23 protein-coding genes are annotated in these 25,879 nt (G+C 67.8%); 17 read left to right on the forward strand and 6 right to left on the reverse strand.

The genetic code is table 11. The features are described 5' to 3' along the window. Positions 1–2: 2 nt before the first annotated feature. The 4 genes from FQU96_RS32700 to FQU96_RS42325 form a co-directional block, all read right to left on the reverse strand. Positions 3–2,168, reverse strand: coding sequence for an iron ABC transporter permease (locus FQU96_RS32700; RefSeq protein WP_218574967.1), 2,166 nt, complete (start codon positions 2,166–2,168; stop codon positions 3–5). A 97-nt stretch (positions 2,169–2,265) separates the two neighbouring features. Then, the gene (locus tag FQU96_RS32705; protein WP_146545591.1) at positions 2,266–3,291 is read right to left on the reverse strand and encodes an ABC transporter substrate-binding protein; all 1,026 of its coding nucleotides are present in this window, start codon (positions 3,289–3,291) and stop codon (positions 2,266–2,268) included. An 87-nt stretch (positions 3,292–3,378) separates the two neighbouring features. Further along, positions 3,379–4,824 carry an amidase gene (locus FQU96_RS32710; RefSeq protein WP_146545592.1) on the reverse strand — a complete coding sequence of 482 codons (1,446 nt, stop codon included), beginning with the start codon at positions 4,822–4,824 and terminating at the stop codon, positions 3,379–3,381. A 147-nt stretch (positions 4,825–4,971) separates the two neighbouring features. Beyond that, positions 4,972–5,142: a hypothetical protein gene (locus FQU96_RS42325; protein WP_178130845.1), complete on the reverse strand. Its 171-nt coding sequence runs from the start codon at positions 5,140–5,142 to the stop codon at positions 4,972–4,974. Between the two features lie 135 nt (positions 5,143–5,277). On the opposite strand from FQU96_RS42325, the gene FQU96_RS42330 reads away from it, so the two are divergent. Beyond that, positions 5,278–5,454, forward strand: coding sequence for a hypothetical protein (locus tag FQU96_RS42330; RefSeq protein ID WP_178130846.1), 177 nt, complete (start codon positions 5,278–5,280; stop codon positions 5,452–5,454). Here FQU96_RS42330 and FQU96_RS32715 read toward each other — a convergent pair. Both FQU96_RS32715 and FQU96_RS32720 read right to left on the reverse strand, forming a co-directional pair. After that, positions 5,451–5,672: a hypothetical protein gene (locus tag FQU96_RS32715; RefSeq protein WP_146545593.1), complete on the reverse strand. Its 222-nt coding sequence runs from the start codon at positions 5,670–5,672 to the stop codon at positions 5,451–5,453. The two genes, FQU96_RS42330 and FQU96_RS32715, sit on opposite strands and share 4 nt — an antisense overlap. Positions 5,673–5,803: 131 nt before the next feature. Continuing rightward, positions 5,804–6,514, reverse strand: coding sequence for a TetR/AcrR family transcriptional regulator (locus tag FQU96_RS32720; protein WP_146545594.1), 711 nt, complete (start codon positions 6,512–6,514; stop codon positions 5,804–5,806). A gap of 144 nt (positions 6,515–6,658) precedes the next feature. On the opposite strand from FQU96_RS32720, the gene FQU96_RS32725 reads away from it, so the two are divergent. From FQU96_RS32725 to FQU96_RS32800, 16 genes are all read left to right on the forward strand, one after another. After that, a complete protein-coding gene (locus FQU96_RS32725; RefSeq protein ID WP_370461582.1) occupies positions 6,659–7,549 on the forward strand; it encodes a fumarylacetoacetate hydrolase family protein in 891 nt (296 codons plus the stop codon). Between the two features lie 8 nt (positions 7,550–7,557). Further along, on the forward strand, positions 7,558–8,838 hold the full coding sequence (locus FQU96_RS32730) for an amidohydrolase family protein (RefSeq protein ID WP_146545596.1): 1,281 nt from the start codon (positions 7,558–7,560) through the stop codon (positions 8,836–8,838). A 489-nt stretch (positions 8,839–9,327) separates the two neighbouring features. Beyond that, positions 9,328–10,170, forward strand: a complete 843-nt coding sequence (locus FQU96_RS32735) for an alpha/beta fold hydrolase (RefSeq protein WP_146545597.1) — start codon at positions 9,328–9,330, stop codon at positions 10,168–10,170. Between the two features lie 118 nt (positions 10,171–10,288). Continuing rightward, positions 10,289–11,578, forward strand: coding sequence for an amidohydrolase family protein (locus FQU96_RS32740; RefSeq protein WP_146545598.1), 1,290 nt, complete (start codon positions 10,289–10,291; stop codon positions 11,576–11,578). 187 nt (positions 11,579–11,765) lie between these two features. After that, complete coding sequence (locus FQU96_RS32745) at positions 11,766–12,704, forward strand: branched-chain amino acid ABC transporter permease (protein WP_146545599.1); 939 nt, start codon at positions 11,766–11,768, stop codon at positions 12,702–12,704. Further along, a complete protein-coding gene (locus tag FQU96_RS32750) occupies positions 12,701–13,879 on the forward strand; it encodes a branched-chain amino acid ABC transporter permease (RefSeq protein ID WP_255468679.1) in 1,179 nt (392 codons plus the stop codon). Before FQU96_RS32745 ends, FQU96_RS32750 begins: the two co-directional genes overlap by 4 nt. A gap of 18 nt (positions 13,880–13,897) precedes the next feature. Next, entirely contained in the window at positions 13,898–15,148 is a 1,251-nt protein-coding gene (locus tag FQU96_RS32755) for an ABC transporter substrate-binding protein (protein ID WP_146545600.1), read from the forward strand. Between the two features lie 175 nt (positions 15,149–15,323). Beyond that, positions 15,324–16,103, forward strand: coding sequence for an ABC transporter ATP-binding protein (locus FQU96_RS32760; RefSeq protein WP_146545601.1), 780 nt, complete (start codon positions 15,324–15,326; stop codon positions 16,101–16,103). A gap of 187 nt (positions 16,104–16,290) precedes the next feature. Continuing rightward, positions 16,291–18,579: an ABC transporter permease gene (locus FQU96_RS32765; RefSeq protein WP_146545602.1), complete on the forward strand. Its 2,289-nt coding sequence runs from the start codon at positions 16,291–16,293 to the stop codon at positions 18,577–18,579. A 179-nt stretch (positions 18,580–18,758) separates the two neighbouring features. Then, positions 18,759–19,589 carry a phosphoenolpyruvate hydrolase family protein gene (locus FQU96_RS32770; protein WP_146545603.1) on the forward strand — a complete coding sequence of 277 codons (831 nt, stop codon included), beginning with the start codon at positions 18,759–18,761 and terminating at the stop codon, positions 19,587–19,589. A 188-nt stretch (positions 19,590–19,777) separates the two neighbouring features. Then, positions 19,778–21,475: a flotillin family protein gene (locus tag FQU96_RS32775; RefSeq protein ID WP_178130847.1), complete on the forward strand. Its 1,698-nt coding sequence runs from the start codon at positions 19,778–19,780 to the stop codon at positions 21,473–21,475. A 3-nt stretch (positions 21,476–21,478) separates the two neighbouring features. Then, on the forward strand, positions 21,479–21,916 hold the full coding sequence (locus tag FQU96_RS32780; RefSeq protein ID WP_146545604.1) for an SRPBCC family protein: 438 nt from the start codon (positions 21,479–21,481) through the stop codon (positions 21,914–21,916). A gap of 75 nt (positions 21,917–21,991) precedes the next feature. Beyond that, positions 21,992–22,360, forward strand: coding sequence for a GxxExxY protein (locus FQU96_RS32785; protein ID WP_146545605.1), 369 nt, complete (start codon positions 21,992–21,994; stop codon positions 22,358–22,360). A 114-nt stretch (positions 22,361–22,474) separates the two neighbouring features. Further along, a complete protein-coding gene (locus FQU96_RS32790; protein WP_146545606.1) occupies positions 22,475–23,929 on the forward strand; it encodes an SRPBCC family protein in 1,455 nt (484 codons plus the stop codon). A gap of 121 nt (positions 23,930–24,050) precedes the next feature. Further along, entirely contained in the window at positions 24,051–24,803 is a 753-nt protein-coding gene (locus FQU96_RS32795) for a hypothetical protein (RefSeq protein ID WP_146545607.1), read from the forward strand. A gap of 11 nt (positions 24,804–24,814) precedes the next feature. Further along, positions 24,815–25,786 (forward strand): tripartite tricarboxylate transporter substrate binding protein, encoded by a 972-nt coding sequence (locus tag FQU96_RS32800; RefSeq protein WP_146545608.1) that lies wholly within the window; start codon positions 24,815–24,817, stop codon positions 25,784–25,786. The last annotated feature ends 93 nt before the right edge of the window (positions 25,787–25,879 follow it).

Below are 25,879 nucleotides of genomic sequence, written 5' to 3' on the forward strand. Positions count from 1 at the left end.
CGTCACGCCCTTCCTGCAGGTGCGGCGGCAACCGGCGCCGCCGCGCGGCGACCCAGGCGTCGCTCGCCCACCAGCAGCTGAATCAGCAGGATCGCCACCAGCATCAGCACGATCAGGGCGCAGCTGTAAGCGATTGCCAGGCCATAGTCGCCGTTGATGACACGCAATACGATGTATGTCGTCGCCAGCTCGTATTCCGCTGTCACCAGGAAGACGACGGCACTCACCGTCGTCACGCTGCGCACGAAGCCGTAGACCAGGGCTCCGACCATCGCCGGCCGCAGCAGCGGCAGCACGACATACGCCAGTGTCTGGGGCGCGCGGCCGCGCAGCATCGCCGACGCCTCGTCGAGGCTGCGGTCGATCTGGCTCATCGCCGCCATGCCGGCGCGCACGCCGACCGGCATGTTGCGGAACACGAAGCACAGCACGAGGATCAACGCCGTGCCGGTGATCTCCAGCGGCGGCACGTTGAAGGTGAATACGTAGGCGACGCCGATCACGGTTCCCGGCACAGCGAAGCTGAGCAAGGTCGCGAATTCCAGCGCCGCGCGCCCGGCGAACCGTTGTCGCGCCAGCAGCCAGGCGGCCAGCAGGCCGAGCAGGCCGGTGAGTGGTGCCGAAATGGCCGCCAGTTTCACGGTGGTCCAGAACGAATGCCATGCGGCGCCAGTCCACAACAGGCCGTCCGGGCCGCGCTCGACGGCGAAGGCTTTGGCGTAATGCTGCAAAGTCGGTGTGTAGTCGCGCCCCCAGACCTTCACAAAACCACCGACAAAGACGAAGACATAGAGCAGGCCGGTGAAGGCCGCCCACGGCAGGGCGATGGCCTGGGCGAGGCGCCGCAGGCCGTCGGGTAGCGCCACCGGCAGGCCGGCGTCACCTTTGCCGGCGATCGTGGCATAGGAACGCGTGCCCACGACGCGACGCTGCAGGAAGAAGGCCGCCAGCGCGAAGGCCAGCAACAGCAGGGCGAGCGTGGCGGCGCGACCGTAGTCGAGCTGCGCGCCGACGACAGCGAAGTAGATCTCGGTGGAGAGCACCCCGTAGTCGCCACCCAGGACGATGGGGTTGCCGAAATCGGCGATGCTTTCGATGAACCCGACCAGGAAGGCGTTGGCCAGGCCCGGCTTCATGAGCGGCAGCGACACGGTGCGGAACGTATCCCAGCGGCCGGCACGCAAGGTCTGCGAAGCCTCCTCCAGTGTCGGGCTGACGCCTTCGACGACGCCGATCATTACCAGGAAGGCAACCGGCGTGAAGGCGAAGAGCTGCGCCAGCAGCACGCCCTGGAAGCCGTAGATCCAGCGCGTGGGCGCGATGCCGAAGGCGTTGTCGAGGAACTGGTTCACCAGCCCGGCGCGACCGAACACCAGGATCAGGCCCAGGCCGATGACAAACGGCGGGGTGATGATCGGCAGGATGGTCAGCACCCGCAGGGTCTTCTTGTAGGCGAATGCGGTGCGGGTCGCGATCAGCGCGAAGGCCAGGCCCAGCACCGTGGTACCGGCGCCGCAGCACAGCGCCAGGAACAGCGTGTTCCATGCCACGCCGCAGCCACCGCCGCCCCACAGGCAGCGCAGTGTCCAGATCTTGGGCGTCGACAGGCGCTCAATGAGCAGTGCCGGCGCGAACGCGCCCTCGGTCGTGTTGAAGGCTTGCACGAGGATGCGCAGCACGGGCCACACGGTGAACAGCACGATGCTGGCCGTGACGGCGACCACAGCACCGGCGATGAATGCGTCACCTTTGAAAGCGCCGCGCGCTGCCAACCCGAGCGAGAGCAAGGCCAGTAGCGCCACCAGCACGATGGTGGCGCCGGCACCGATGCCGAACTGCCGTCCATCGATCGCGCCGAAGGCGGCGACAAGCCAGTCCGTTGTCCATCCGCTAACGCCGATGGCCAGGCCCTGCAGCCAGAACAGCACCAGGCCGGCGCCCGCGAGTCCGGTCAAGACGGTGCCGATGGTGCGTCGATGCGGTTGCAGCAGCGGAAGGCTGAGGCAGCCGAGCAGGGCGCCCAGCAACGGCCATAACCACCAGCAGCCGTGACGCAGTGCCAGTGAGAAGGCGCCGGATGCCTCGACGGTGGTGCCGAAATCGCTGACCCAGTCGAACGCAAAGACGCTGTCGGGTTGCGCGTACCACGGCAGAAAGGTGGCACCCATCAGACCCGCCGCCGTCCACAGGAGGGCGGTGCGCCGCAGAGCGGTGACCGGCGATGATGCCCTGGGCGTCATCGTGCGGCGGTCCCCGTGAACGGGGTCACTTGGCCAGCGCGCCGATCTCGGTGTCCCAGCGCGCAATCAGGCGCTTGCGTTCGGCTGTCCTGCCGTACTTGGCAAAGTCGTAGTCGATCAGCTTCATGTCAGCGAACTTCGGCGCCTCGGCGGGAACAGGCGTATCCTTGTTGGACGGCACCTGGAACTGCTTGGCCTGCGCGCCCAGCTGCTGGGCGGCAGGTGATAACGCCCAGTCGACGAACTTCCGGGCGTTCGCCATATTGCGGGCGCCCTTGATGATGCTGATCGAGCCGATCTCGTAGCCGGTGCCTTCGCAGGGCGTGGCCGTCTTGACCGGGAAGCTGGCCAGCGCCTCGGTGACGCCGTCATGCACGAAGCTGATGCTGACGGCCGTCTCACCCCGCGCCACGGCCTTCATCGGTGCCGTACCCGATCGCGTGTAGGCGTTGATGTTGGCGTGCATTGCCTTCAGGAAGTCGAAGGCCTTGTCCTCGCCCATTACCTGCACCAGCGTCGCGATCGCGACATAGGCCGTGCCGGACGAGTTGGGATTGGCCATCTGGATCTCGCCCTTGAATGGCGGCTTCAGCAGGTCGGCCCAACAGGCCGGTGGCGCGATCTTCTTCTTGGCGATCAGCTCGGTATTGTAGCCGAAGCCCAGCGCGCCGGCGTAGATGCCGACGGTGCGGTACCCGGAGTCGGCCGCCTGCTTCTGCGCCCAGGCGTGCAGCGACGGCAAAGCCGGCGACTTGTAGCTGTCGGTGAGGTTGTCTTCGGCGGCCTGAAGATGGGGATCCCCGGTGCCGCCGAACCACACATCGCTCTTGGGATTGGCGGCTTCGGCCTTGATCTGGGCAATGGTCTCGCCTGATCCCTTCTGGGTGATCGCAACCTTCACGCCGGCGTGCTTCTGGAATTCATTGGCGATCAGCGCGCACCATTCGGCCTGCACGGAGCAGTAGACGTTGAGGTTGCCCTGCGACAAGGCCGGCCCGGCCGCGAGGCTCGCGACGATGGACAGGCAGGAAACACGAAAGACATGGCGCATCGCTTCCCCCTCGTTTGCGCCAGCTAACGTGCTCGGATCGACCTCTGCAACAAATTTGTCATATAACGAGAGGACGACGGGAAACCTCTATCCCGGCGGCACGATGCCGGGGCGCGGATCGATGGGCAGCAGGCGGTCGAGGCCGGTCATGCGCTCGAACAGGGCGGCAACCTGCAATGCGCGTGCTTCGCCGCGCGCCGGCGCCACGATCTGCAGGCCGACCGGCCGGCCGAACTGGTCGAAACCGCAGGGCACCGAGACGGCCGGACACGACGTCAGCGTGATGGCGGAGGTGAGTCCGCTGCCCGCGATATAGTTGTGGAGCTTCACGCCGTCGATCACATCGCGGGCGCGCAGGCTCACGTCCCAGGCCGGCGTCGCGGCGCCGGGCGTCACCAGCACGTCGTAGGTCTGGAAGAACGCGGCGAAGCGCCGGTAGAGCGCGGCGCGTTCGCGCTCCGCCCACGCCAGGCGGCTTGGTGTCTGCTGCAGGCCGCGCTCGGTGTTCCAGATGATGTCGGGCTTGAGCTGGTCGCGGTGCGTTCCCAACTGCAACTCGCGCTCGACCACGAAATGCTGTGAGCGCAGGGCGAGAAAGATCTCGTCGACCGGTCCCAGTGTCGGAAACGCTTCCTCGACAATGCAGCCGGCCTCTTCGAAGCGGCGTACTTCGCGCGCGCAGATCTCACGCGTCTCGCGGTCGACGGGCAATGCGCCGCCGAAGGTGGTCGTGAACGCGATGCGCCAGCGTGCCGGCGACTGCGCCACGGCATCCTGGAATGACTGAACGGGCGCATCGAAGGTCAGCGGATCGAGCGGGCAGGGGCCGGCCATGGTATCGAGCGCCAGCGCCAGGTCAGGCACCGTGCGCGCCATCGGTCCCTGCACCGACAACGGCGAGAACAGGTTGTTGCTGGTGCCGCGGGTGACGCGGCCCGGCGACGGCCGCAGGCCGACGACCGAGCACAAGGTTGCCGGCCCGCGCAGCGAGCCGCCATGGTCGGAGCCGTGCGCCAGCCAGGCCTCCCCGGTCGCTAGCGCCACGGCACCGCCGCCGGTCGAACCGCCACAGGTCAGTGATGTGTTCCAGGGATTGAGCGTGCGGCCGAACACCTCGTTGAAGGTGTTGCCGCCGGCGCCGAATTCAGGCGTGTTCGACTTGGCGATGACAATGCCGCCCTTGCGCTCGATGCGTTCGACCAGCGGATGCGACGTCGCCGGCACATGATCCTTGAAGATCGGCGAGCCGTAGGTAGTGCGCACACCCGCGACATCGGCGAGGTCCTTGATGGCCACCGGCAGGCCCGCGAGCCAGCCGCGCTCGCCTTCCGCCGCGCGATCATGGTTGGCCATCAACCGCTTGGCGTGATCGCGCGCGCGGTCCAGGCACAGGGTCGGCAACGCATTGACGTGCGGCTCGACCGCCGCGATGCGCGCGGCGGCCGCGTCGATGAGATCCAGCGGTGAGATCTCGCGCCGTTTCAACAGGGCGACGGCGTCGGTGGCGGTGAGACGAACAAGCTCCGATGTCATGACACTCTCCGGCAGATGCGCGACGGTAGCGCATCGCTGCCGGTTCGTGTCGAAAGATCGGTGCTGTGATCGCTGCGCGGAGAAAAGAACGGCGGCGCTGCGGATGGCCGTTCGCCACCCGCAGCGCCGCGACGGCGTAGCGTTTTGCTAGTATCGGGAATACGTGGGCGCGGGCACGACCACCGTCGTTGCCGGCGGCGGCGCGGGTTCGGCGGCCGGGACATAGACGGTGCGCTCGGTGTGGCTGCTGCAGGCCGCAAGGGCCCCGGCCACCAGCACCGTGGACAGCAGCACCACCAGCGATCGCATCGAATTCATCGGCGCATCCTCCTTGCGGCACGCTCAGTGCCTGCTCAGTCAACGGTTCCAGGCGGTGGCGGTTCCGGCGTGCCATCGGTCGGAACCCGGTTTGTCCTGGAAGCGTTAAGCACAGGCGTAACAGTGAGGAAGGCAATGCACCGCAATCCGATGCCCGTCCTGGCGGCCAGCATCGTGGGACTCGGCCTGGCAGCCGAGGCTGCCGTCTATTGTTCCGTGATGGCCGCGCGCGCCGTCATCCAGCGCGCGAGCGCATCGCGGACAACATCGATCTCCGGGCGCGAGACGGGTTCGGGTGACGAGCTAGACTAGGCGGCCTGCGGCACCGCGGTGGAACGCAGGCCCTGCGGCGGCTTGGACGCATCCAGTTGGGCGTGCGTGTAGGTGCCCAGGCAAGCGCCGCGCTTGCCGCCGGGCGCCGCATACACGGCAAGACCTTCACCGTCCTCGAGGATCACCAGAACGCCGGGGCGGTACCATACCCCCCGGTGCAGTGCCTCATGATCGGATTCAACATGGAAGGTCTTCACGGCAGCCCTCGTACCTATCCTAGCGTGGCGTGCAGCCGCAAACTGCGCGTCACCCGGGGTTGGGTCAACGCCGACAATACCCATTTTGGGCGATATCAGTTTGCAGTCGAATGGTGCAAATAGACGTAAGGTCAGTGCGTTAGGGCGGTTTTCTTCAGTGCTGCGACAGGTGCTTTGCGTTGTCGCACCCGATGCGCGTTGCCGCCGGTGGCGGCCGCTTCGCGCAGCGCCGAAGCGATGAGCGCATCGAGCATCCAGCGGGCGATGTCCTCGACCTCGCGGTCGCTGGCGTCCCAGATATCCTTCAGCACGACATAGGGTTCGATGCCGTAGACGATCGACAGCGCCTTCAGGAGCTGGTCGAAGCGCCGCCGTCCCAGCGCCGCGCGTAGGGGCGCCGCGGCGCGCCGCAGCAGATCGCGCCGGAAGCCGCGGCGGTAGCGCGGCTCCTCGAGCAGGCCGACCCGATCCAGCGACTCGTGCTCCAGCGATAGCTGCAAGGCCGCGCGCATGTGCGGTTCGAATTCCTTGAAGCGCGGGAAGGTCTGGCTGAAGAGTTCGCGCACGCGGGCCTGGCCATCGCGGGCGCGTGGCTCGTAGCGGCGCACCGGTCCCAGGCTTTCGGCGACGACGGCGGCGATCACCGTGCTGCGGTTGGGGAAGTAGCGATAGGCGGTGGCGCGCGAGACGCCGGCGCTCAGGGCAACCTCGGCCACCGACGGCGTGCGGCCGCGCCGCACCAGCTGCATCGCCGCCGCCAGCAGGCGTTGATGCGTGCGGGCACGGGCGCCGTTGTCGCCGGCGGGCGGCAAGGTGAGCGTGCGGCGAGACCGGGCGGACATGGCGTTTCTTGACAGGGTCGAACCCCCGCCCTAGCCTTTACGAAAGTCGTGAGACGCGCGTCTCATGCGTGGCCTCTCTTGGTACGCGCGGCTCATCCAATAACAGCAAGCCGTGACCTTGGCCATTGCCAAGGCCGCGCACGGGTGGAAACGTTGAAGATCGCCGCCTACTGGTGGGCGGGGCGCCGGCATGTCGGTCAGCTCAGTGCCGACTCACGCAATGTCGTTCCGCTTGCGCTGGGTGAAAGCGCTCACACCGTGGGCGCGCTGGCGCTTGTCGACGCCATGGCCGCCGGCGCGCCGTTTCCCAAGCCGGCCGGACCGGCCTTGCCGTTGTCGGCGGTGACGCTCGACGCGCCGATCCCGGCGCCGCGGCGCAACATCTTCTGCGTCGGCATCAACTACCGGGCGCATGCGCAAGAGTTCGCCGCCAGCGGCTACGACAGCACGCCCCGCGCGCCGCAGCAGGCGGTGCCGGAGTACCCCGTCTTCTTCTCCAAGGTGCCGCAGTGCGTGATCGCGCCGGAGGCGCCGATTCGCATCCCGCAGCACCTGTCGTCGTCGATCGACTACGAGGCCGAACTGGCCGTGATCATCGGCAAGGGCGGCACCGCCATCACGCCGTCGCGCGCCATGGAGCATGTCTGGGGCTACACCATCTTCAACGACGTGACGGCGCGCGATCTGCAGCAGCGCCACCGCCAGTGGCTGATCGGCAAATCGCTCGACACGTTCGGACCGATGGGACCGTGGCTTGTCTGCACCAACGAGCTCGACGGCGCCCACACGCGCGTGCGCTGCTGGGTGAACGACGAACTGCGCCAGGACGCGCGCACCGAGGATCTGGTGTTCGACATCCCGACATTGATCGCGACGGTGTCGGCCGGCATCACGCTCTATCCCGGCGACATCATTGCCACCGGCACGCCCTCGGGTGTCGGCATCGGCTTCGATCCGCCGAAGTTCCTGCGCCGCGGCGATCGCGTGCGTATCGAGATCGACGGCATCGGCAGCCTCGTGAACCCGGTCCAATAGGTGCGGCCATGGCCAACGTGCTGTTCACCAACGTGCGCATCCTCGACGGGTCGGGCACGGCGCCGTTTGCCGGCGAGGTGCTGGTGCAGGGCAACCGCATTGCCCGCTTGGCGCGCGGCAGCCGGGCGCTGCCGACGTCAGGCATCACCGTCGTCGACGGTGCCGGCGCCACCCTGATGCCCGGCATGGTCGAAGCGCACACGCACTTCTCGTGGAACGACCAGCCCGGCCTCACCGCCATCCAGCGCATGCCCACCGAGGAGCACATCCTGTGGTGCGCCCACATCGCGCGGCGCTACCTCGACATGGGCTTCACGTCGTGCCTGGGCGCCGCCACCGCCAAACCGCGGCTCGATGTGGTGATCCGCAACGCCATCGAGTCCGGCCTGATCCAGGGCCCGCGCTATCTCGCCGCCAGTCAGGAGATCACCGTGCCCGGCGGCCTGGGCGACGAGACCCTGCCGCACCTGCCGTTCCCCGAGTTCAGTTTCGGCGCCGTGGTCAACGGCCCCGAGGAGATGCGCCGCACCGTGCGCATGTTCCTGAAATACGGTGTCGACACCATCAAGCTCAACCTGTCGGGCGAATACATCGCCGGCATCCCGGCCGAGTTCACGCCGATGTCCGACGGCGAGATCGCGATGGCGGTCACCGAGGCCAGGCGTCGCGGCAAGCGGGTGGCGGCGCACGCGCGTTCCTGCGAGTCGGTGAAGCAGTGCGTGCGCCACGGCATCGAGATCATCTTCCACGCCAGCTTCGCCGACGAGGAGGCGCTCGACATGCTGGAGGCGGTCAAGGATCGCCATTTCGTGGCGCCCGGCATCGCCTGGCTGGTCAACACGTCGTACCACGCCGCCGAGTGGGGCATCACGCCCGAGGCGGCCGCCGGCATGGGCTATCACCGCGAGCTCGAGATCGCCTGCGAGACGCTGAAGAAGATGCATCGCCGCGGCATCCGCATCCTGCCCGGCGGCGACTACGGCTTCGCCTGGATCAAGCACGGCACCAATGCCAAGGACCTCGAGTACTTCGTGAAGTATCTCGGCTTCACGCCGATGGAGGCGCTGGTGGCGGCCACGCGTTACGGCGGCGAGATCATGATGCGCGGCCGCGAACTGGGGCAGGTGAAGGAGGGCTATCTCGCCGATCTGCTGCTGGTGGACGGCGATCCGCTTGGCAATATCACCGTGCTGCAGGACCCGAAGCGGCTGCTCGCCATCATGAAGGACGGCCAGTTCGTGAAGGAACCCGAGGTCGCGGGCCAGGCCCGTCGGCTGTCGGTGGCTTAGGCGCATGATGATGCAACACACTCCCCGTCGTCCTGAGCGAAGCGAAGGACCCTGCGGTGCGCTGATCACGTGCGGTTGCGTGGTTGAACAATCGCAAGAAGGCAAACCACAGAGACACAGAGACACAGAGGAACACAGAGAGAAGGCCAGCTGCGCGCCTCCGGCGCGCGAAAATTCTTCTCTGTGCTCCTCTGTGTCTCTGTGTCTGAAAGGAAACTGGCCAAGGCGGGTCGATCACACGCTGGGGGCGCGCCACTCTGTGGCGCGTCATGTGTCGATCCAGACGAAGACGCGCGACGGAGTCGCGCGCCCCCAGCGTCTGCCCAGACCACCGTGCGCCGTTTCATTCCTTGTGGTCGGCGTAGCCGGTGCGGATCTCTGTGGTGAAATCTTCAAACCTCAGGCTGCACCAGCCTGTGTGAGCGACGCACCGCACGGTCCTTCGCTTCGCTCAGGACGACGCAAAAGGGCGCGGGTGGGGCACGTCCCATGACCACCCAGTTCATCGAGCGCATCGCGGTCGAGGTCGAGGGAACGGGCGAGGACGTGCTGCTGATCCACGGCCTGGGCGGTACGTCCAATGTGTGGATGCCGCTGATGCCGCTGTTGGCGCGCCATCGCACCGTGCGGCCGGACCTGCCGGGCTCGGGCCGCTCGGCGCGCGTCGAAGGCCCGCTGTCCATCGACCGCTTCGTGCAGGCCATACAGCGCGTCTGTGCCGCAACGCATGTCGAGCGCGCGCACGTGATCGGCCATTCCATGGGCACCATCGTGGCCTTCCATCTCGCCGTCGCCATGCCGCGGCTGGTGCGCAGCCTGGCGCTGTTCGGTCCGCTGCTGGCGCCGCCCGATGTGGCGCGTCCGGGGCTCGCAGCGCGCGGCGAAAAGGCGCGCAGCGAAGGCGCGGCGGGGATGCAGGCGATCGCCGACACCATCGTGCAGGGCGCGATGTCGGGCGAGACCCGCACGCGCCAGCCCGCGGCGGTGGCGATGGTGCGCGAGTCGCTGATGCGCCAGTGTCCGGATGGTTACGCACGGTCGTGCGATGCGCTGGCTCAGGCCCAGCCCGCCGATGCCGCCGCCATCACCTGTCCGACCTTGATGGTGACCGGCGACGAGGACGCCGTCGCGCCGCCGCAGGCGGTGCGCGCCATCGGCGAGCGCATATCCGGCGCCCGCGTCGAGATCCTGCCGCGCTGCGGCCACTGGACCACGATCGAGAAGCCCGCCGAATGCACCGACGCGCTGCGGCGGTTCTATGCGCGTATTTCCTCCCCACGCAGTGGGGAGGTGCCCCGAAGGGGCGGAGGGGAGGCGACGTGGTCTCGGTAACCAGGACCACGTCGGTTCCCCCGCCGGCTCAGGTGCTTCGACGCAAAGCGTCGAAGCACCGAAACGGCCACCTCCCCCAACTGCGTTGGGGGAGGGAAGTCAATGAAGGGAGCGAGCGATGACGAACGTGCTGTTCACCAACGTGCGCATCATCGACGGGTCCGGTGCGCCGCCCTTCGCGGGTGAGGTCTTGGTCCAGGGCAACCGAATCCTGCGTGTCGGTCGCGGCACGCGCGCCATCCCGGCCGTGGGCGCCACCGTGATCGACGGCGCCGGCGCTACCCTGATGCCCGGCATGTGCGAGGCGCACACGCACTTCTCGTGGAACGACTCGGCGACCTTGGACGGCATCCAGCGCATGCCGCTGGAGGAGCACGTGCTGTGGTCGGCCGACGTGGCGCGCCGCTACCTGCAGGCCGGCTTCACGTCCTGCGTCGGCGCCGCCTGCGCCAAGCCGCGGCTGGACGTGGTGACGCGCAACGCCATCAACGAAGGCCTGATCCCGGGACCGCGCTATATTGCCGCCAGCCAGGAGATCACCGTGGCCGGTGCACTGGGCGACGAGACCCTGCCGCACCTGCCGTTCCCCGAGTTCAGCTTCGGGGTCGTGGTGAGCGGCCCGGAGGAAATGCGCCGCGCCGTGCGCATGTTCCTGAAGTACGGCGTCGACACCATCAAGCTCAACCTGTCGGGCGACAACTTCGTGCCCGGCGCACCGGCCGAGACGACGTGGATGAGCGACGAGGAGGTCGCCATCGCCGTCAAGGAAGCCAAGATGCGCGGCAAGCGCGTGTCGGCGCACGCCCGCTCCTGCGAATCGATCAAGCAGGCCGTGCGCCACGGCGTCGAGATCATCTACCACGCGAGCTTCACCGACGAAGAGGCACTTGACCTGCTGGAGTCCAGGAAGGATCGCGTCTTCGTGGCGCCCGGCATCGGCATCCTGGTGGCGATGCTGGAGCACGCGGCGCCGTTCGGCATCACGCGCCAGAAGGCGATCGACATGGGCTACGAGATCGAACTCGCCGCTGCCGCCGAATCGCTGAAGAAGATGCACAAGCGCGGCATCCGCGTGCTGCCGGGCGGCGACTACGGCTTCGCCTTCACGCCGCACTGCGAGAACGCGCGCGATCTCGAGTACTTCGTGAAGTATCTCGGCTTCACGCCGATGGAAGCGCTTCTATCGGCTACCCAGCTCGGCGCCGGCATCATGATGAAGGAGGGCGAGTTGGGCCAGGTCAAGGACGGCTATCTCGCCGACCTGCTGCTGGTCGACGGCGACCCGCTGTCCAACCTCGCCATCCTGCGCGAGCCGCGCCGCATGCTGGCGGTGATGAAGGACGGCGTCTTCTACAAGAAACCCGAGATCGCCGCCCAGCGCACCCGCTGGTCGCAGTCGGTGGCGTGATGGTGAGTGCTGGCGATCTTCTCCTCCCCAGCTTTGCTGGGGAGGTGCCCCGAAGGGGCGGAGGGGAGCTCACGTGGTCTTGGTTACTGAGACCACGTGGGCTCCCCCTCCGGCTCAGGTGCTTCGACGCAAAGCGTCGAAGCACCGAAACGGCCACCTCCCCCTACTGCGTTGGGGGAGGGTATCCATGATGCGCCGCTGGTCCTGGGCCTGGTTGATCGCGGTGCCGCTGCTGGCACTCGCGGCATGGGGCATTGCCGACAACGCGCGGCTGTTCTTCGCCACCCTGCTCAACGGGCTCACCTTGGCGGCGCTCTATTTCCTGGTCGCCAGCGGCTTCACCCTGGTGTTCGGCCTGCTGCGCAATGTCAATTTGGCGCACGGCTCGATCTACCTGATCGGCGCCTATGTCGGCTGGGTGGTGGGCGACTACACCAGCTCGTGGTTCCTGGCCGTGGCGGCGGGCTTCCTGTTCGCCGCCCTGCTGGGGCTGGTCCTGCAGATCGGCGTGTTCCGTTTCATGCCGGGCCAGGACCTGCGCCAGACCATGGCCACCATCGCGCTCTCGATCGTCGCCGCCGACGTTGCGCTCTGGATCTGGGGCGGCGAGATCTACCAGTTCGATCCGCCGGGCTGGATCATCGGCGCAATGCCATTGCCCATCGTCGGCAAGTTCCCGACCTACCGCCTGGTGCTGTTGGCCACCGCCATCGTGATCGGCTTTGGCTTGTGGTGGTTCCTGGTGCGCACGCGCGTGGGCATGATGATCCGTGCCGGCGTCGATGATCGTGCCATGCTGTCGGCCTCGGGCGTCGACGTGCAGAAGCTGTTCGCCATCACCTTCGCCATCGGCGCTGGGCTCGCCGGTTTCGCCGGCGTGGTGGGCGGCACGGCACTGTCGATCGCACCGGGCGAGGACACGCGCTATCTGCTGGCCTCGCTGGTGGTGGTGATCGTGGGCGGCATGGGCAGCGTCACCGGCGCCGCGCTGGGCGCCGTGCTGGTCGGCGTCGCCGAGCAGTTCGGCATGGCCTACGCGCCGACCTACGGCATCATGTTCACCTTCGTCATCATGGCGCTGGTACTGGCATTCCGGCCGCAGGGCATCCTGGGGCGGCGGACATGAGCGCTGCCCAATGGCGCAAGGCCATGAACTTCAGCGCCACGTCGCGCCACTGGGCCGGCGGTCGCGTCGTGCCGCCGCCTGCCGGTCGCGCGGCGACGCCGGCATCGACGCCGCCAGCGATCAACGGCCAGCGTCTGTGGCGCCACATCGGCGCGCGGCACGTCGTCGTGCTAGCGGCGGTGCTGCTCTACCCCTGGATCGTGCCGCCGTTCTTCACCTTCCAGATCGGCGGCCAGGCGCTGGCGCTCGGCCTGATCGCGCTGTCGCTGACCTTCCTCGCCGGCTACGGCGGCATGCTGTCGCTGGCGCAGATGACCGTGGCCGGCATCGCGGGCTATGTCGTCGCCATCCTGGGCGAGAGCGGCACGCCGCAGATCAGCCTGGGCTGGCCGTGGTGGCTGGTCGTGCTGTTCGCCATCGCCGCCGGCACCGCCAGCGCCACCTTCATCGGCTGGCTGTCGGTGCGCACCGAGGGCATCTACACCATCATGATCACGCTCGCCATCGGCGTGGCGTTCTTCTACCTGGCGCAGCAGAACTACGAAATCTTCAACGGCTTCCAGGGCTTTCAGAAGGTCGTGCCGCCGGTGGTGCTGGGCGTCGATTGGCGATCGCCCGTTCCCTATTACTACCTCGTGCTGTTCTGGGCGCTCTGCGGCTACTTCTTCGTGAAGTACCTGATCCGCGCCCCGTTCGGCGTGGCGCTGCAAGGCGTGCGCGACAACGCGCGCCGCATGAGCGCACTGGGCTTCAGCCCGGTGGCGCACCGCGTGGCGGCCTATGCCGTGGCCGGCGTGATCGCCTCGATCGGCGGCGTGCTGCTGGTCTGGTACAACGGGCTGATCTCGCCCGGCTCGGTCGGCACCGGCTGGCTGATCAACATCCTGATCATCGCTGTGCTGGGCGGCCTGCGCCATCCGGTCGGGCCGTTCATCGGCGCCGTCGTGTTCGTGCTGCTGCAGAACTTCGCCATCGATCTGGTCGACCGCGAGCGCTTCAACCTCGTGATCGGCCTGATCTTCCTGGTGATCGTGCTGTTCTCGCCCGACGGCCTGCTGGGCTGGTGGGCATGGCTGCGCGAGCGTGCGGGCCGGCGGCTCGCGCGGTCCGCTGTCGGCGGCAAGGACTGGCGTTCAGTAGGCGTTCAACAAGCGCGGCCGGCAGGCCGCTCATAGAACATGAGGAGGACATCCATGACGCGGCGTACGACGTGGTTTGGGGCACTGGCGGGCGCGGCGGTCGCTGCCGTCCTGCCGGCGAGCCTGCAGGCGCAGGACACCATCAAGATCGGTCTGCTGGCGACCCTGGAGGGCCCGTTCGCGGCCGGCGGCCAGGACGGCATGCGCGGTGCCGAGCTGGCGCTGAAGCAGCGCGGCGGCATGGTGGCCGGCAAGAAGATCGAGATCATCAAGGGCTCGTCCGACGCCAAGCCCGACGTGGCCGTCAACGCCACCCGCAAGCTGGTCGAGCAGGACAAGGTGCAGATCATGGTCGGCCCGCTGTCGGGCTCGGAGGGCATCGCGGTCAAGGACTACTCCAAGTCGCAGCCCGGCGTGACCTTCATCAACGGCGGCTCGGGCGCGCAGGCCACGACCCTGGTCGATCCGTCGCCCAACTTCTTCCGCTTCAACACCGAGGGCGCGCAGTGGATGGTGGGCCTGGGCACCTACGCCTACGCCACCAAGGGCTACAAGAAGATGGCGGTGATTGCCGAGGACTACGCCTTCCCGTACTCGCAGGTGCAGGGCTTCATGGCCGAGTACTGCAAGGCCGGCGGCAAGGTCACGCACAAGGCCTGGGTGCCGCTGGGCGGCAAGGACTACTCCTCGGTGATCGCCAAGCTGCCGCAGGACGTCGATGCGCTGCTGGTGGTGCTGGGCGGCGCCGACGCCGTGAACTTCCTGACCCAGTACGAGCAGGCCGGCGGCGACAAGCCGATGGTCGGCGGCTCGATCACCGTCGACCAGACGGTGCTGAACTTCAAGGGCAAGCGCCGCGACTCGCTGGTCGGCACGCCATCCGCCGGGCCGATGGCCGACGGCATCGACACGCCGGAGTGGAAGAAGTTCGTGGCCGACTACAAGACGAACTTCAAGGACGGCTTTCCGAGCCCCTCGCTGTTCGCCACCGTGTACTATCTCAACATGAAGGCGGCGCTCGACGCGCTGGAAGCGGTGAACGGCGATCTGTCCGGCAACCAGGCCAAGTATCGCGAGGCGCTTGCCAAGCTGGTGCTCAAGAGCCCCGTGGGTGACATCAAGGTCGACGACAACCGCCAGGCGATCGGCTCGACCTACATCACCGAGGTCACCAAGGGCGCCGATGGCGTGTTCTTCAACAAGGTCGTGAAGATCATCCCCAATGTCGATCAGCGCCTGGGCATGAGCAAGGCCGACTTCGACAAGATGGGCCTGGGCTCGCGCGACGTCCCGAGCTGCCCGTAGTCTTTCCTCCCCAACGAAGTTGGGGAGGTGCCCCGAAACGACGTTTCGACGCCTGGCGTCGAAACGTCGGTGGGCGGAGGAGATCCGACGTGGTGTTCGCAATTGAGAGACCACGTCGGGTCCCCCTCCGGCCTTCGGCCACCTCCCCCAACTGCGTTGGGGGAGGGAGAGTGCCATGACCGACGCATCACCCGCCGCCCAACTGGCCACCGGCAACGCGCTCGAGCTCGAGGGCGTGACGCGGGCGTTCGGCGCGCTGCGCGCCATCGACGACGTGTCGTTCGCGGTGGCGGCCGGCGAGCGGCGCGCGGTGATCGGTGCCAACGGCGCCGGCAAGACCACCTTGTTCAACGTGATCACCGGCGACTTCCCGGCCACGGCGGGTCGCGTGCGCTTCTTCGGCGAGGATGTCACCGCCGTGCCCGCCTATGACCGCATCCGCATGGGCCTGCGGCGCACCTATCAGTCGTCGCTGCTGTTCCGCGATCTGTCGGTGTGGGACAACCTGTTCCTGGCCGTGCGCGGCGTGGCGCGCGGCCGCTTCGCGTTCCGCCGGCCGCGCGGATCGCACCCCTCGCGCGCCGCGACCGAGGACCTGCTCGAGCGCGTGCGCCTGCAGGCGGTGGCGCAGCGGCCGGTGTCGAGCCTCTCGCATGGCCAGCAGCGCCAGCTCGAGATCGGCATGGCGCTGGCCGGCGCGCCGCGGCTGATCCTGTTCGACGAGCCGGCTGCCGGCCTGTCGCCGGCCGAGCGCCGCGAACTGGTGGCGCTGCTGTCGGCGCTGCCGACGCACATGGGCTTCATCCTGATCGAGCACGACCTCGACATCGCCCTGCGCGTGGTGCAGCAGGTGACGGTGATGCACAACGGCCGCGTGCTCAAGCACGGCACGCCGCAACAGATCGAGAGCGACGCCGAGGTCGCCGCCATCTACATGGGCGGAGGCCGGCATTGATGGTTTGGGCGCTGGAAATTTTTACCTTCCCCCGCTTGCGGGGGAAGGTGGCGCGCAGCGCCGGATGGGGGGCGGCGCTGCAACGCAAGCGGCGCTTGGTTGATATGGTCAGTTTGTTGCAAGACCCCCCATCCGCCCCTTCGGGGCACCTTCCCCCGCAAGCGGGGGAAGGTAGGGGAGGCCGCCCATGAGTTGGTTCTCGCGCCCCGATCGCGCCCCGGGCGGTGCCGGCCCGATCCTGCGGGTCGAGAAGCTCAACGTCTATTACGGCCGCGCGCATGCCGTGCAGGATGTGTCCTTTACCCTCGACCGCGGCATCCTGGCTGTCGTCGGCCGCAACGGCATGGGCAAGACCACGCTGTGCAATGCCATCACCGGCCTGGTGCCGGCGTCGGGCAGCATGAAGCTGGCGGGCCGCGAGATCACCGGCCTGCCGCCGCACGCCATCACCGGCCATGGCATCGGCTATGTACCGCAAGGCCGCCGCGTGTGGCCTTCGCTCAGCGTCGACGAGCATCTGCGGCTGGCGGCGCGCAGCGCCCATCGCGGCGTGTGGACGATCGAGCGCGTCTACGATCTCTTCCCACGGTTGGCCGAGCGGCGCGGCAACGGCGGCTTCCAGCTCTCCGGCGGCGAGCAGCAGATGCTGGCCATCGGCCGCGCGCTGCTGTTCAACCCGCGCCTGCTGGTGATGGACGAGCCCACCGAGGGCCTGGCGCCGGTCATCGTCGAGCAGGTGGCCGAGACCTTGAAGACGCTGGGCGACGATGCGCTCTCGGTGCTGCTGGTCGAGCAGAATCTCGGTGTCGCCATTGATGTCGCCGACACCATCGCCGTGATGGTGAACGGCCGCATCGCGCGCATCATGCCGGCGACCGAACTGGCCGCCGATCGTGATCTGCAGCAGCGGTTGCTGGGTGTCACGACGCAAGGCAGCGAGGCCGATGACGAGCCGTCGCCTTCCGATGCGCCAGACGGTATGGAGACGCAGATCTTCACGGTGCGTCGCGCCGACGATACCCCGCCGGCTGACACCGGCACGCCGACGGCGGCCGAACCTGACGCGCGCACCGTGCGCGGCTTCACGCGCTGGAATGCAACGGACACCCGGATCGGCCCGCGCGATCAGGTCATCAGCGCGCGTGCCGATGCACCGGCCGAGCCGCCGTCGCTGACGGACGCCGCTGCCAGCCTGGCCCGCGCCGGCCGCGAGGCGCGCGTGGTCGCGCTGCCGGTCGCCACCACCATGGGCCGCGCCGCCTATATCGCCGGCACGTTCGACACCAAGGGCCGCGAGCTTCTCTTCCTGCGCAACAGCCTGGAGAAGCTCGGGCTGCGCACGGTGACGGTCGATCTCGCCACATCGGGCGCACCGTCGCCGGCGATGGTGCCGCCGCGCGAGGTGGCGCGCCATCATCCTGGTGGCGAGCGCGCGGTTTTCACCGGCGATCGCGGCTCGGCGGTGGCCGAGATGGCGATCGCCTTCGAGCGCTTTGTGCTGGGCCGGCGCGATCTGGGCGGCGTGATCTCGGCCGGCGGCTCGGGCGGCACGGCGCTGGCGACCCGGGCGATGCGCGCGCTGCCCATCGGCACGCCCAAGATCATGGTGTCGACCGTCGCCTCGGGCGATGTGCGGCCGTATGTCGGCCCGTCCGACATCTGCATGATGTATTCGGTGACCGACGTGTCGGGCATCAACAGCGTGTCGGAGAAGGTGCTGTCCAACGCTGCCCATGCGCTGGCCGGCATGATCTCCCACGCCGGCCGCACGGCCGCGACGGCGCCGACCAAGCCCGCGATCGGGCTCACCATGTTCGGCCTCACCACACCCTGCGTGCAGGGGATCACCAAGCGGCTCGACGAGCGCTACGACTGCCTGGTGTTCCACGCCACCGGCACCGGCGGCCAGTCGATGGAGAAGCTGGTCGAGTCGGGTCTGCTGGCCGGCGTCATCGACGTCACCACCACCGAGATCGCCGACGAGATCGGCGGCGGCGTGCTGTCGGCCGGCCCGGGCCGGCTCGATGTCTTTGCCAGGAGCCGCGTGCCCTATGTCGGCTCCTGCGGCGCACTGGATATGATCAACTTCTGGGCCATGGAGACCGTGCCGGCCCAGCATCGCGGCCGTACGCTGCATCGTCACAATCCCAACGTCACCCTGATGCGCACCACGGTCGATGAGTGCGCGCGCATCGGCCGCTTCCTGGTCGACAAGCTCAACCGCATGCAGGGCCCGGTGCGATTCCTGATCCCGCAGGGCGGTGTCTCGGGGCTCGACGCGCCGGGCCAGCCGTTCTGGGATCCCGCCGCCGACAAGGCGCTGTTCGACGTCATCACATCGGGCTTCCGCACCGGCGCTGACCGCCGCCTGGTCAGCCTGCCGCACAACATCAACGACCAGGCCTTCATCGATGCCCTGGTCGACAACTTCAACCAGGTCGCCGGCGCGAGCCAAACCCGCGCTGTTGTGAGGTAGCCGATGAGAGAAGAGAAGATTCACCACAGAGGCACAGAGACACAGAGGCGCACAGAGAAGAATGCCCGCGCGCCTGCGGCGCGCAATCTGCCTTCTCTCTGTGAACCTCTGTGTCTCTGTGCCTCTGTGGTGAATTCTTCTCTTTCTTCTCCTCTCTCGTCTTGGCCAGAGTAGGACCCATGCCCCGCATCGCCCGTAAGGACATCCTCGACCGCCTGCGCGGCATGATCGCGCGGGGCGAGCCCATCATCGGCGGCGGTGCCGGTACCGGCCTGTCGGCCAAATGCGAAGAGGCCGGCGGCATCGACCTGATCGTGATCTACAATTCCGGCCGCTACCGCATGGCCGGCCGCGGCTCGCTCGCCGGCCTGCTGGCCTACGGCAACGCCAACGAGGTGGTGCTGGAGATGGCGCGCGAGGTGCTGCCGGTGGTGAAGCGCACGCCGGTGCTGGCCGGCGTCAACGGCACCGACCCGTTCCTGATCGTCGATGATTTCATGCGCCGGTTGATCGAACTCGGTTTCTCCGGCGTGCAGAACTTTCCCACCGTCGGTATCATCGACGGCCAGTTCCGCCGCAACCTCGAAGAGACCGGCATGGGCTACGACCTGGAGGTCGAGATGATCCGCGCCGCGGCACGGGTCGACCTGCTCACCACGCCCTACGTGTTCAGCGAAACCGAGGCCACCGCCATGGCCCACGCCGGCGCCGATATCGTGGTCTGCCACATGGGGCTCACGTCAGGCGGCAGCATCGGGGCCGAGAGCGGGCTGTCGCTGGCCGACTGCGTGCCGCGAATCAACGCGTGGGCCCAGGCGGCGCACGCCGTCGCCCAGGACACCATCGTCCTGTGCCACGGCGGCCCGATCGCGACGCCCGAGGATGCGACGTTCATCCTGGCGCAGTGCCCGGCGTGCCACGGCTTCTACGGCGCCTCGAGCATGGAGCGCCTGCCGACCGAGCAGGCGCTGACCGAAACGACCCGCCGCTTCAAGCAGATCACGAGGTAGGCGATGGCGAAGACTCACCACAGAGGCACACAGACACAGAGAGGCACAGAGGGGAGACTGATTGCGCGCTCCAGGCGCTCGGGTTTTCTTCTCTGTGAACCTCTGTGTCTCTGTGCCTCCGTGGTGAGTCTGCCTCTTCCTCTTCCTCGTCCCGTCAATCACAAACGTACGATAACCGGGAGGCACCCATGACCGGCGCCCAATTCGGCACTTTCATCCTGGCGCTTGTCGTCATCGCCATTGTCGTGGCGATCATCGTCTGGCTGTTCAACTGGCTCTACCTGCGCTCGTCCAAGGAACGCGCCTTCGTGCGCACCGGACTGGGCGGCCAGAAGGTGGTGATGAACGGCGGTGCCTTCGTGCTGCCCATCGTGCACGAGGTGATCCCGGTCAACATGAACACCCTGCGGCTGGCGGTGGCGCGCGGCCGCGACAAGGCGCTGATCACGCGCGATCGCATGCGCGTGGACGTGATGAGCGAGTTCTACGTGCGCGTCCAGGCCGCCGACGAGGCCATCGCCGCGGCGGCGCAGACCTTGGGCCAACGCACCATGCAGCCCGACGCGCTGGGCGAACTGGTCGAGGGCAAGTTCGTCGACGCGCTGCGCACCGTGGCGGCCGAGATGACGATGGAGGAGCTGCACGAGAAGCGCGGCGACTACGTGAAGCGCGTGCGCACCGTCGTCGCCGCCGACCTGCTGCAGAACGGCCTGGAGCTGGAAACAGTGTCGCTGACCCAGCTCGATCAGACCGCGATGGAGTTCTTCAACCCCTCCAACGCCTTCGACGCCGAGGGCCTGACGCGGCTCACCGAGCAGATCGAGCGGCGCAAGAAGATCCGCAACGACATCGAGCAGGACACCATGATCGAGATTCGCAACAAGAATCTCGACACCGAGCGGCAGGCGCTGGAGATCGACCGCGAGCTGGAATACGCCCGTCTGGCGCAGGAGCGCGATCTGGAGACCCAGCGCGCCGCCCAGCGCGCCCAGGTGGCGCGCGAGCGCGCCGACAAGGACCAGGAGGCCGAGCGGGCGCAGATCGCCGCGCGCCAGTCGGTCGAGCAGGCGCGCATCGCGTCCGATCTCGCGATCGAGGAGCAGCGCATCGCCAAGGAGCGCGAGGTCGAACAGCTCGAGATCGAACGCCGCAAGTCGATCGAGCTCGCCGAGCAGTCCCGTGCCGTGGCGATCGCCGAGCAGTCCCGCGCCCAGTCCGAGGCGCAGGCCGCCGCCGACAAGGCCCGCGCCATCGCGGTGGCCGAGGAAGAGCGCGTCTTCACCGCGCGCGAAACCGAGATGGCGCAGCGCCGCAAGTCGATCGAGCTGATCGGCGCGCAGCAGGAGGCCGAGCGCGAGGCGCTGCGGCTCACCATCGCCGCTGACGCCGAGCGGGCCGCCGCTGCCGACCGTGGTGCTGCCGTGCGCGCCGAGGCCGAGGCACAGGCGGATGCCGAGAAGATCCGGGCGTTGGCGGCGCGCATCCGCCACGAGGTCGAGGCCGAGGGCACGCGCCTGATGAACGAGGCGCAGAATACGCTGACCGCCGATGCGCGGCTGTCGGCGATGCGTCTGCGCCTGATCGACAAGCTCGAAGGCATCATCCGCGAATCCGTCAAGCCGATGGAACGCATCGAGGGCATCAAGATCCTGCACGTCGACGGGCTGGGCGGCGGCGGTGGCCGCGGCGATGCCGCCGACGTCGGCGGCGGCCTGGCCGACAACGTCGTGAACTCGGCCCTGCGCTTTCGCGCCCAGGCGCCGCTGATCGACCAGCTGCTGCGCGAGATCGGCATTGAGGGCGGCGATGTCGGCCGCGCTGCCCACGGGCTGCTCGATCGCGGCAGCCAGGCCGTGGTGCCGGCCCGCACGACCCCGGGCGAGTAGGCCGTGATCAAGGTCTACACCTCCACCGTCATCGATGCGCCGGCCGATGCGGTGTGGACGCGCATTCGCGACTTCAACGGTCTGGCGGGCTGGACGCCGTTCGTGGCCGAGTCGCGCATCGAGGGTGGCCAGCCCGCCGACAAGATCGGCTGCGTGCGCAACTTCCGCCTCAAGGACGGCGGCCTGATCCGCGAGCAACTGCTGAGCCTGTCGGACTACGACTACCAGTGCTCGTATTCCATCCTCGAAAGCCCGATGGGGGTGGAGAACTACATCGCCACCCTGAAGCTGACGCCGGTCACCGACGGCAACCGCACCTTCGCCGAATGGTGGGCCGAATTCGACTGCGCCCCCGAGCGCGAAGGCCAGCTCGCCCACGACATCGGCCAGGGCGTCTTCCAGTCCGCCTTCGACTCCCTGAAGTCTCTGCTGCGCCGGTAGGGTGGAGAAGAGGGGGAGAAGAGAAGAGAAGAGGAAGATTCACCACAGAGGCACTGAGGACACAGAGGACACAGAGTGGAGCGAGACCTTCTCACCGACCGGGTCATCGGATTGGCAATCGATGTGCATCGTGCGCTGGGGCCTGGGTTGCTGGAATCTGCTTATGAAGCTTGCCTGTGCCGCGAACTCGAACTCGCAAACATTCGCTTCAAGCGTCAAGTGCCGTTGCCCATAGACTACAAAGGACTCAGGTTGGAAGCGTATCGCCTCGACATTGTGGTCGATGATTGCCTTATCCTCGAAATCAAGGCTGTCGAGAGATTGATCCCTATTCATGAAGCGCAGCTACTGACCTATCTGAAACTGAGCAAGTTGAAGGTTGGGTTGTTGCTGAATTTCGGCGCGCCGATGCTCAAGGAAGGCATAAAGCGACTGATCCTGTAGAGCCGCGATGGTTCGTTGCGCACCATTCTCTCCGTGTCCTCTGTGTTCTCTGTGCCTCTGTGGTGAATCTTCTCTTCTTCTCCTCTTCCTCTTAACGCAAAAAGAGCCGCTCGAATGATCCGCGTCACCCGTTCCGCCATTATCGATGCGCCGATCGAGCGGGTGTGGGCGGTGCTGCGCGATTTCAACAGCCATGCCGCGTGGCATCCGGCGGTGGCCCAGTCGGCGATCGAGAACGACGAGCCGTCCGACCAGGTCGGCTGCGTGCGCAGCTTCAGCCTGCGCGACGGCAACCAGATCCGCGAACAGCTGCTGGCGCTGTCGGATGCCGAGCATGTCTCGACCTACTGCATCCTCGACGCCACCTTGCCGATGCGGCGCTACGTCGCCACCCTGCAGCTCAAGCGCGTGACCGACGGCGAGCGCACCTTCTGGCACTGGCAGTCGACCTTCGACGTGCCTAAGGGCCGCGAACGCGAATTCACCGACCTCGTGGGCAAGGGCGTCTATGAAGGCGGCTTCGAGGGCCTGCGCACCTTCCTGCGCCGTCGCCCGGGTGCGCCGCTCGTGCGTGCCACCGGCGGCCCGGCGCTGGCGACGCAAGGCATCGTGGCCACGCGCTTCGGCGGCGCCGACGTGCTGGAGATGCGTCCGCTGGAGGTACGCCCGCCCGGCCCCGGCGAGGTGCGCGTGCGCCACACCGCCATCGGCGTGAACTACATCGATGTCTATGTGCGCAAGGGCCAGTATCGCCTGATCGAGCCGCCGGCGCCCCTGGGCATGGAGGCGGCCGGCGAGGTGCTGGAGGTCGGCGACGGCGTGGGCCATCTGCTGCCGGGCGATCGCATCGCCTATGCCTGCGCGCCGCCCGGCGCCTACGTCGGTGTGCGCACCGTGGCCGCCGACCAGGTCGTGGTGCTGCCCGACCATGTCGACGATGAGACGGCGGCGGCGCTGATGCTGAAGGGCATGACCGCCGAGTACCTGCTGCACCGCACGCACCGCCTGCGCGCGGGGGAGACGGTCCTGGTGCACGCCGCCGCCGGCGGCGTCGGCCTGCTGCTGTGCCAATGGGCCAAGGCGCTCGGCGCCAGAGTGATCGGCACCACCTCGAGCGACGACAAGGCCCGGTCGGCGCGCGCAAGCGGCTGCGATTTCGTGATTGTGGGCCGCGACTACCGTTTCGCGCAGGCCGTGCACGACGTCACGTCGGGCCGCGGCGCCGACGTGATCTATGACGGGCTGGGCGTGCAGGCGGCGCGCGAGAACCTCGATGCATTGGCGCCATGCGGCCACTGGGTCAGCTATGGCCAGGCCAGTGGACCGCTGGAACGTCTCAGCATCGATTCCTTGAGCGAAAAGTCCGCGACCTTCTCGCGGCCGGTATTGTTCCACCACACTGCAGACCGGACGGTGCTCACGGCGATGGCCGATCGTGTCTTCGACGCGCTGCGCAGCGGCATCCTGCGCCCCGACATCCGCCACCGCTATGCGCTGGGTGCCGCCGCGCAGGCCCATCGCGATCTCGAAAGCCGCACCACGTCAGGGCCCCTGATCCTGCTGCCGTAGTGTGTCTTGCGACCCCTCCAGGTGCGTCGTTGGAACCGGGCGACAACAGCACGGCGACTCGCTATTGCTGGTGATGCGGATTCCGGCCGGCAGGATCCGTAACCCTGGGCTTTGAGGTGCCATGACCGGCGACAAGACGGCAGAGCCGACGGCTTTGCCGACCACCGACCCAACGCCGGCAGGCGTGGCACCATCGCCCGATCCGGCGCCGCAGCCGGCGTCGTCGGGCTGGGCGCCGCTGTTGTGGATCCTGGGCGGCCTGTTGCTGGTGGCGCTGCCGTTCGGTGCCGTCGGCATACTGGCCGTGGCGGTGAGCGGCATGTTCCTCGGCAAGGAGGTCATGGAGGCGCCCGGCATTCCGCTGATGCTGGGCCTGTTCATGGTCGCCGGCGGCACGTCGGTGGGCGCCCGCGTGTGGCCCGCCTTGCGCTGGGGTGGCGGTGCCGCCGCCGTCGGCACGCTGGCGCTGGTCGCCTTCGCCGTGATCACCGGTGACCGTGTCGACGCCTACAAGGACGACGGCGTGAAGCTCACCGATGGGCTCGCCCTGGCATGGCTGGTCGTGATCGCGATCGCGGCGTGGGGCCTGCGCGGCCGTGAACGGTGGCTGGGGCCGTTGCTGGCCGCCGTGATGCTGACGTCGCGCCTCAACGTCTATCCGGCGTTTGCGATCATGGCCGCCTTCAGCAAGGCCGACGGCGCGATCATCCTGGTGCCGATCGTGGCCACCGGCATCGCCGCCGGTGCGCTGGGCGTTCTGCTGCTGGGCGCCATCGTGGCGTGGTTCGCCAGGGCGTTGCAGCGGTGGGTGGCGCCGGCAACCGTCATCGGCGTCCTGGCCGTCGCCGCCCTGGTTGTGCGAATTTTTGTCTAGGGAGGATATGCATGCCGTTCACGCGCCGTCTTTTCGTCAGCCTCATCGCTGCCATGGCCGCTGCACCGATGGCCGCCGCGCAGCCTTATCCGGCGCGGCCGATCACCATGATCGTGCCGTACCCGCCGGGTGGCGTGAACGATGTCGTGGCGCGCGCCTATGCCGACAAGCTGGGCCAGGCGCTGGGCGTTTCGGTGATCGTCGACAACAAGGCCGGTGCGGCCACCACGCTCGCCTCCAACCTGGCCGCCAAGGCGGCGCCCGACGGCTACACGATCTACGCCGGCGGCACGTCGCTGGTGATCAACCCGACCTTGCAAGGCAACGTCCAGTACGATCCGAAGAAGAGCTTCGAGCCGGTATCGCTGATGTCGGTGACGCCGTTCATCCTGCACGTGACCGCGGCCTTTCCGCCCAAGGACATGAAGCAACTGGTGGCCCATGTGAAGGCCAACCCCGGCAAGTTCAACATCGCCACATCGGGCATCGGTGCCGTCAACCACATGTCCTCGGAGCTGTTCAAGAGCCTGCTGGGCCTCGACATCGCCGTCGTGCCGTACCGCGGCGGCGCCCAAGCGGGCCAGGACGTGGCGGCCGGCCAGGCCCAGATGATGTTCTCGGCGGCGCTCGAGGCGGTGCCGCTGCTGCAGCGTGGCGCGACGCGCGCGCTCGCGGTGTCCAGCGCCACGCGCTCGCCGGCGTTCCCCGACCTGCCCACGGTCGAGGAGGCGTTGGGCATCCAGGGCCTGGCCACGGTGTTCTGGCAGGCCATGGTGGTGCCCGCCGGCACGCCCAAGCCGGTCATCGATACGCTGCAGGCGGCGATCGCCAGGATCGCCGCCGACCCCGACATGAAGGCCCGCTTCGCCCAGCAGGGCGTGGAACTGCAGTCCTCGACACCGCAGGATCTCGCCGCCCTGATGGACCGCGAGGAAAAGCGCTGGAGCACCTTGATCAAGGAAAAGGGCATCAAGGCCGAGTGATTCCCTCCCCCACGCAGTGGGGGAGGTGGCCGAAGGTCTTCAGCCGCAACATGGGTAACAGTTTGTGCTCACCACATGGGTAACAGTTTTCTC

The sequence above is a fragment of the Reyranella sp. CPCC 100927 genome (assembly GCF_007859315.1).
In the GTDB taxonomy this organism is placed as follows: Bacteria; Pseudomonadota; Alphaproteobacteria; order Reyranellales; family Reyranellaceae; genus Vineibacter.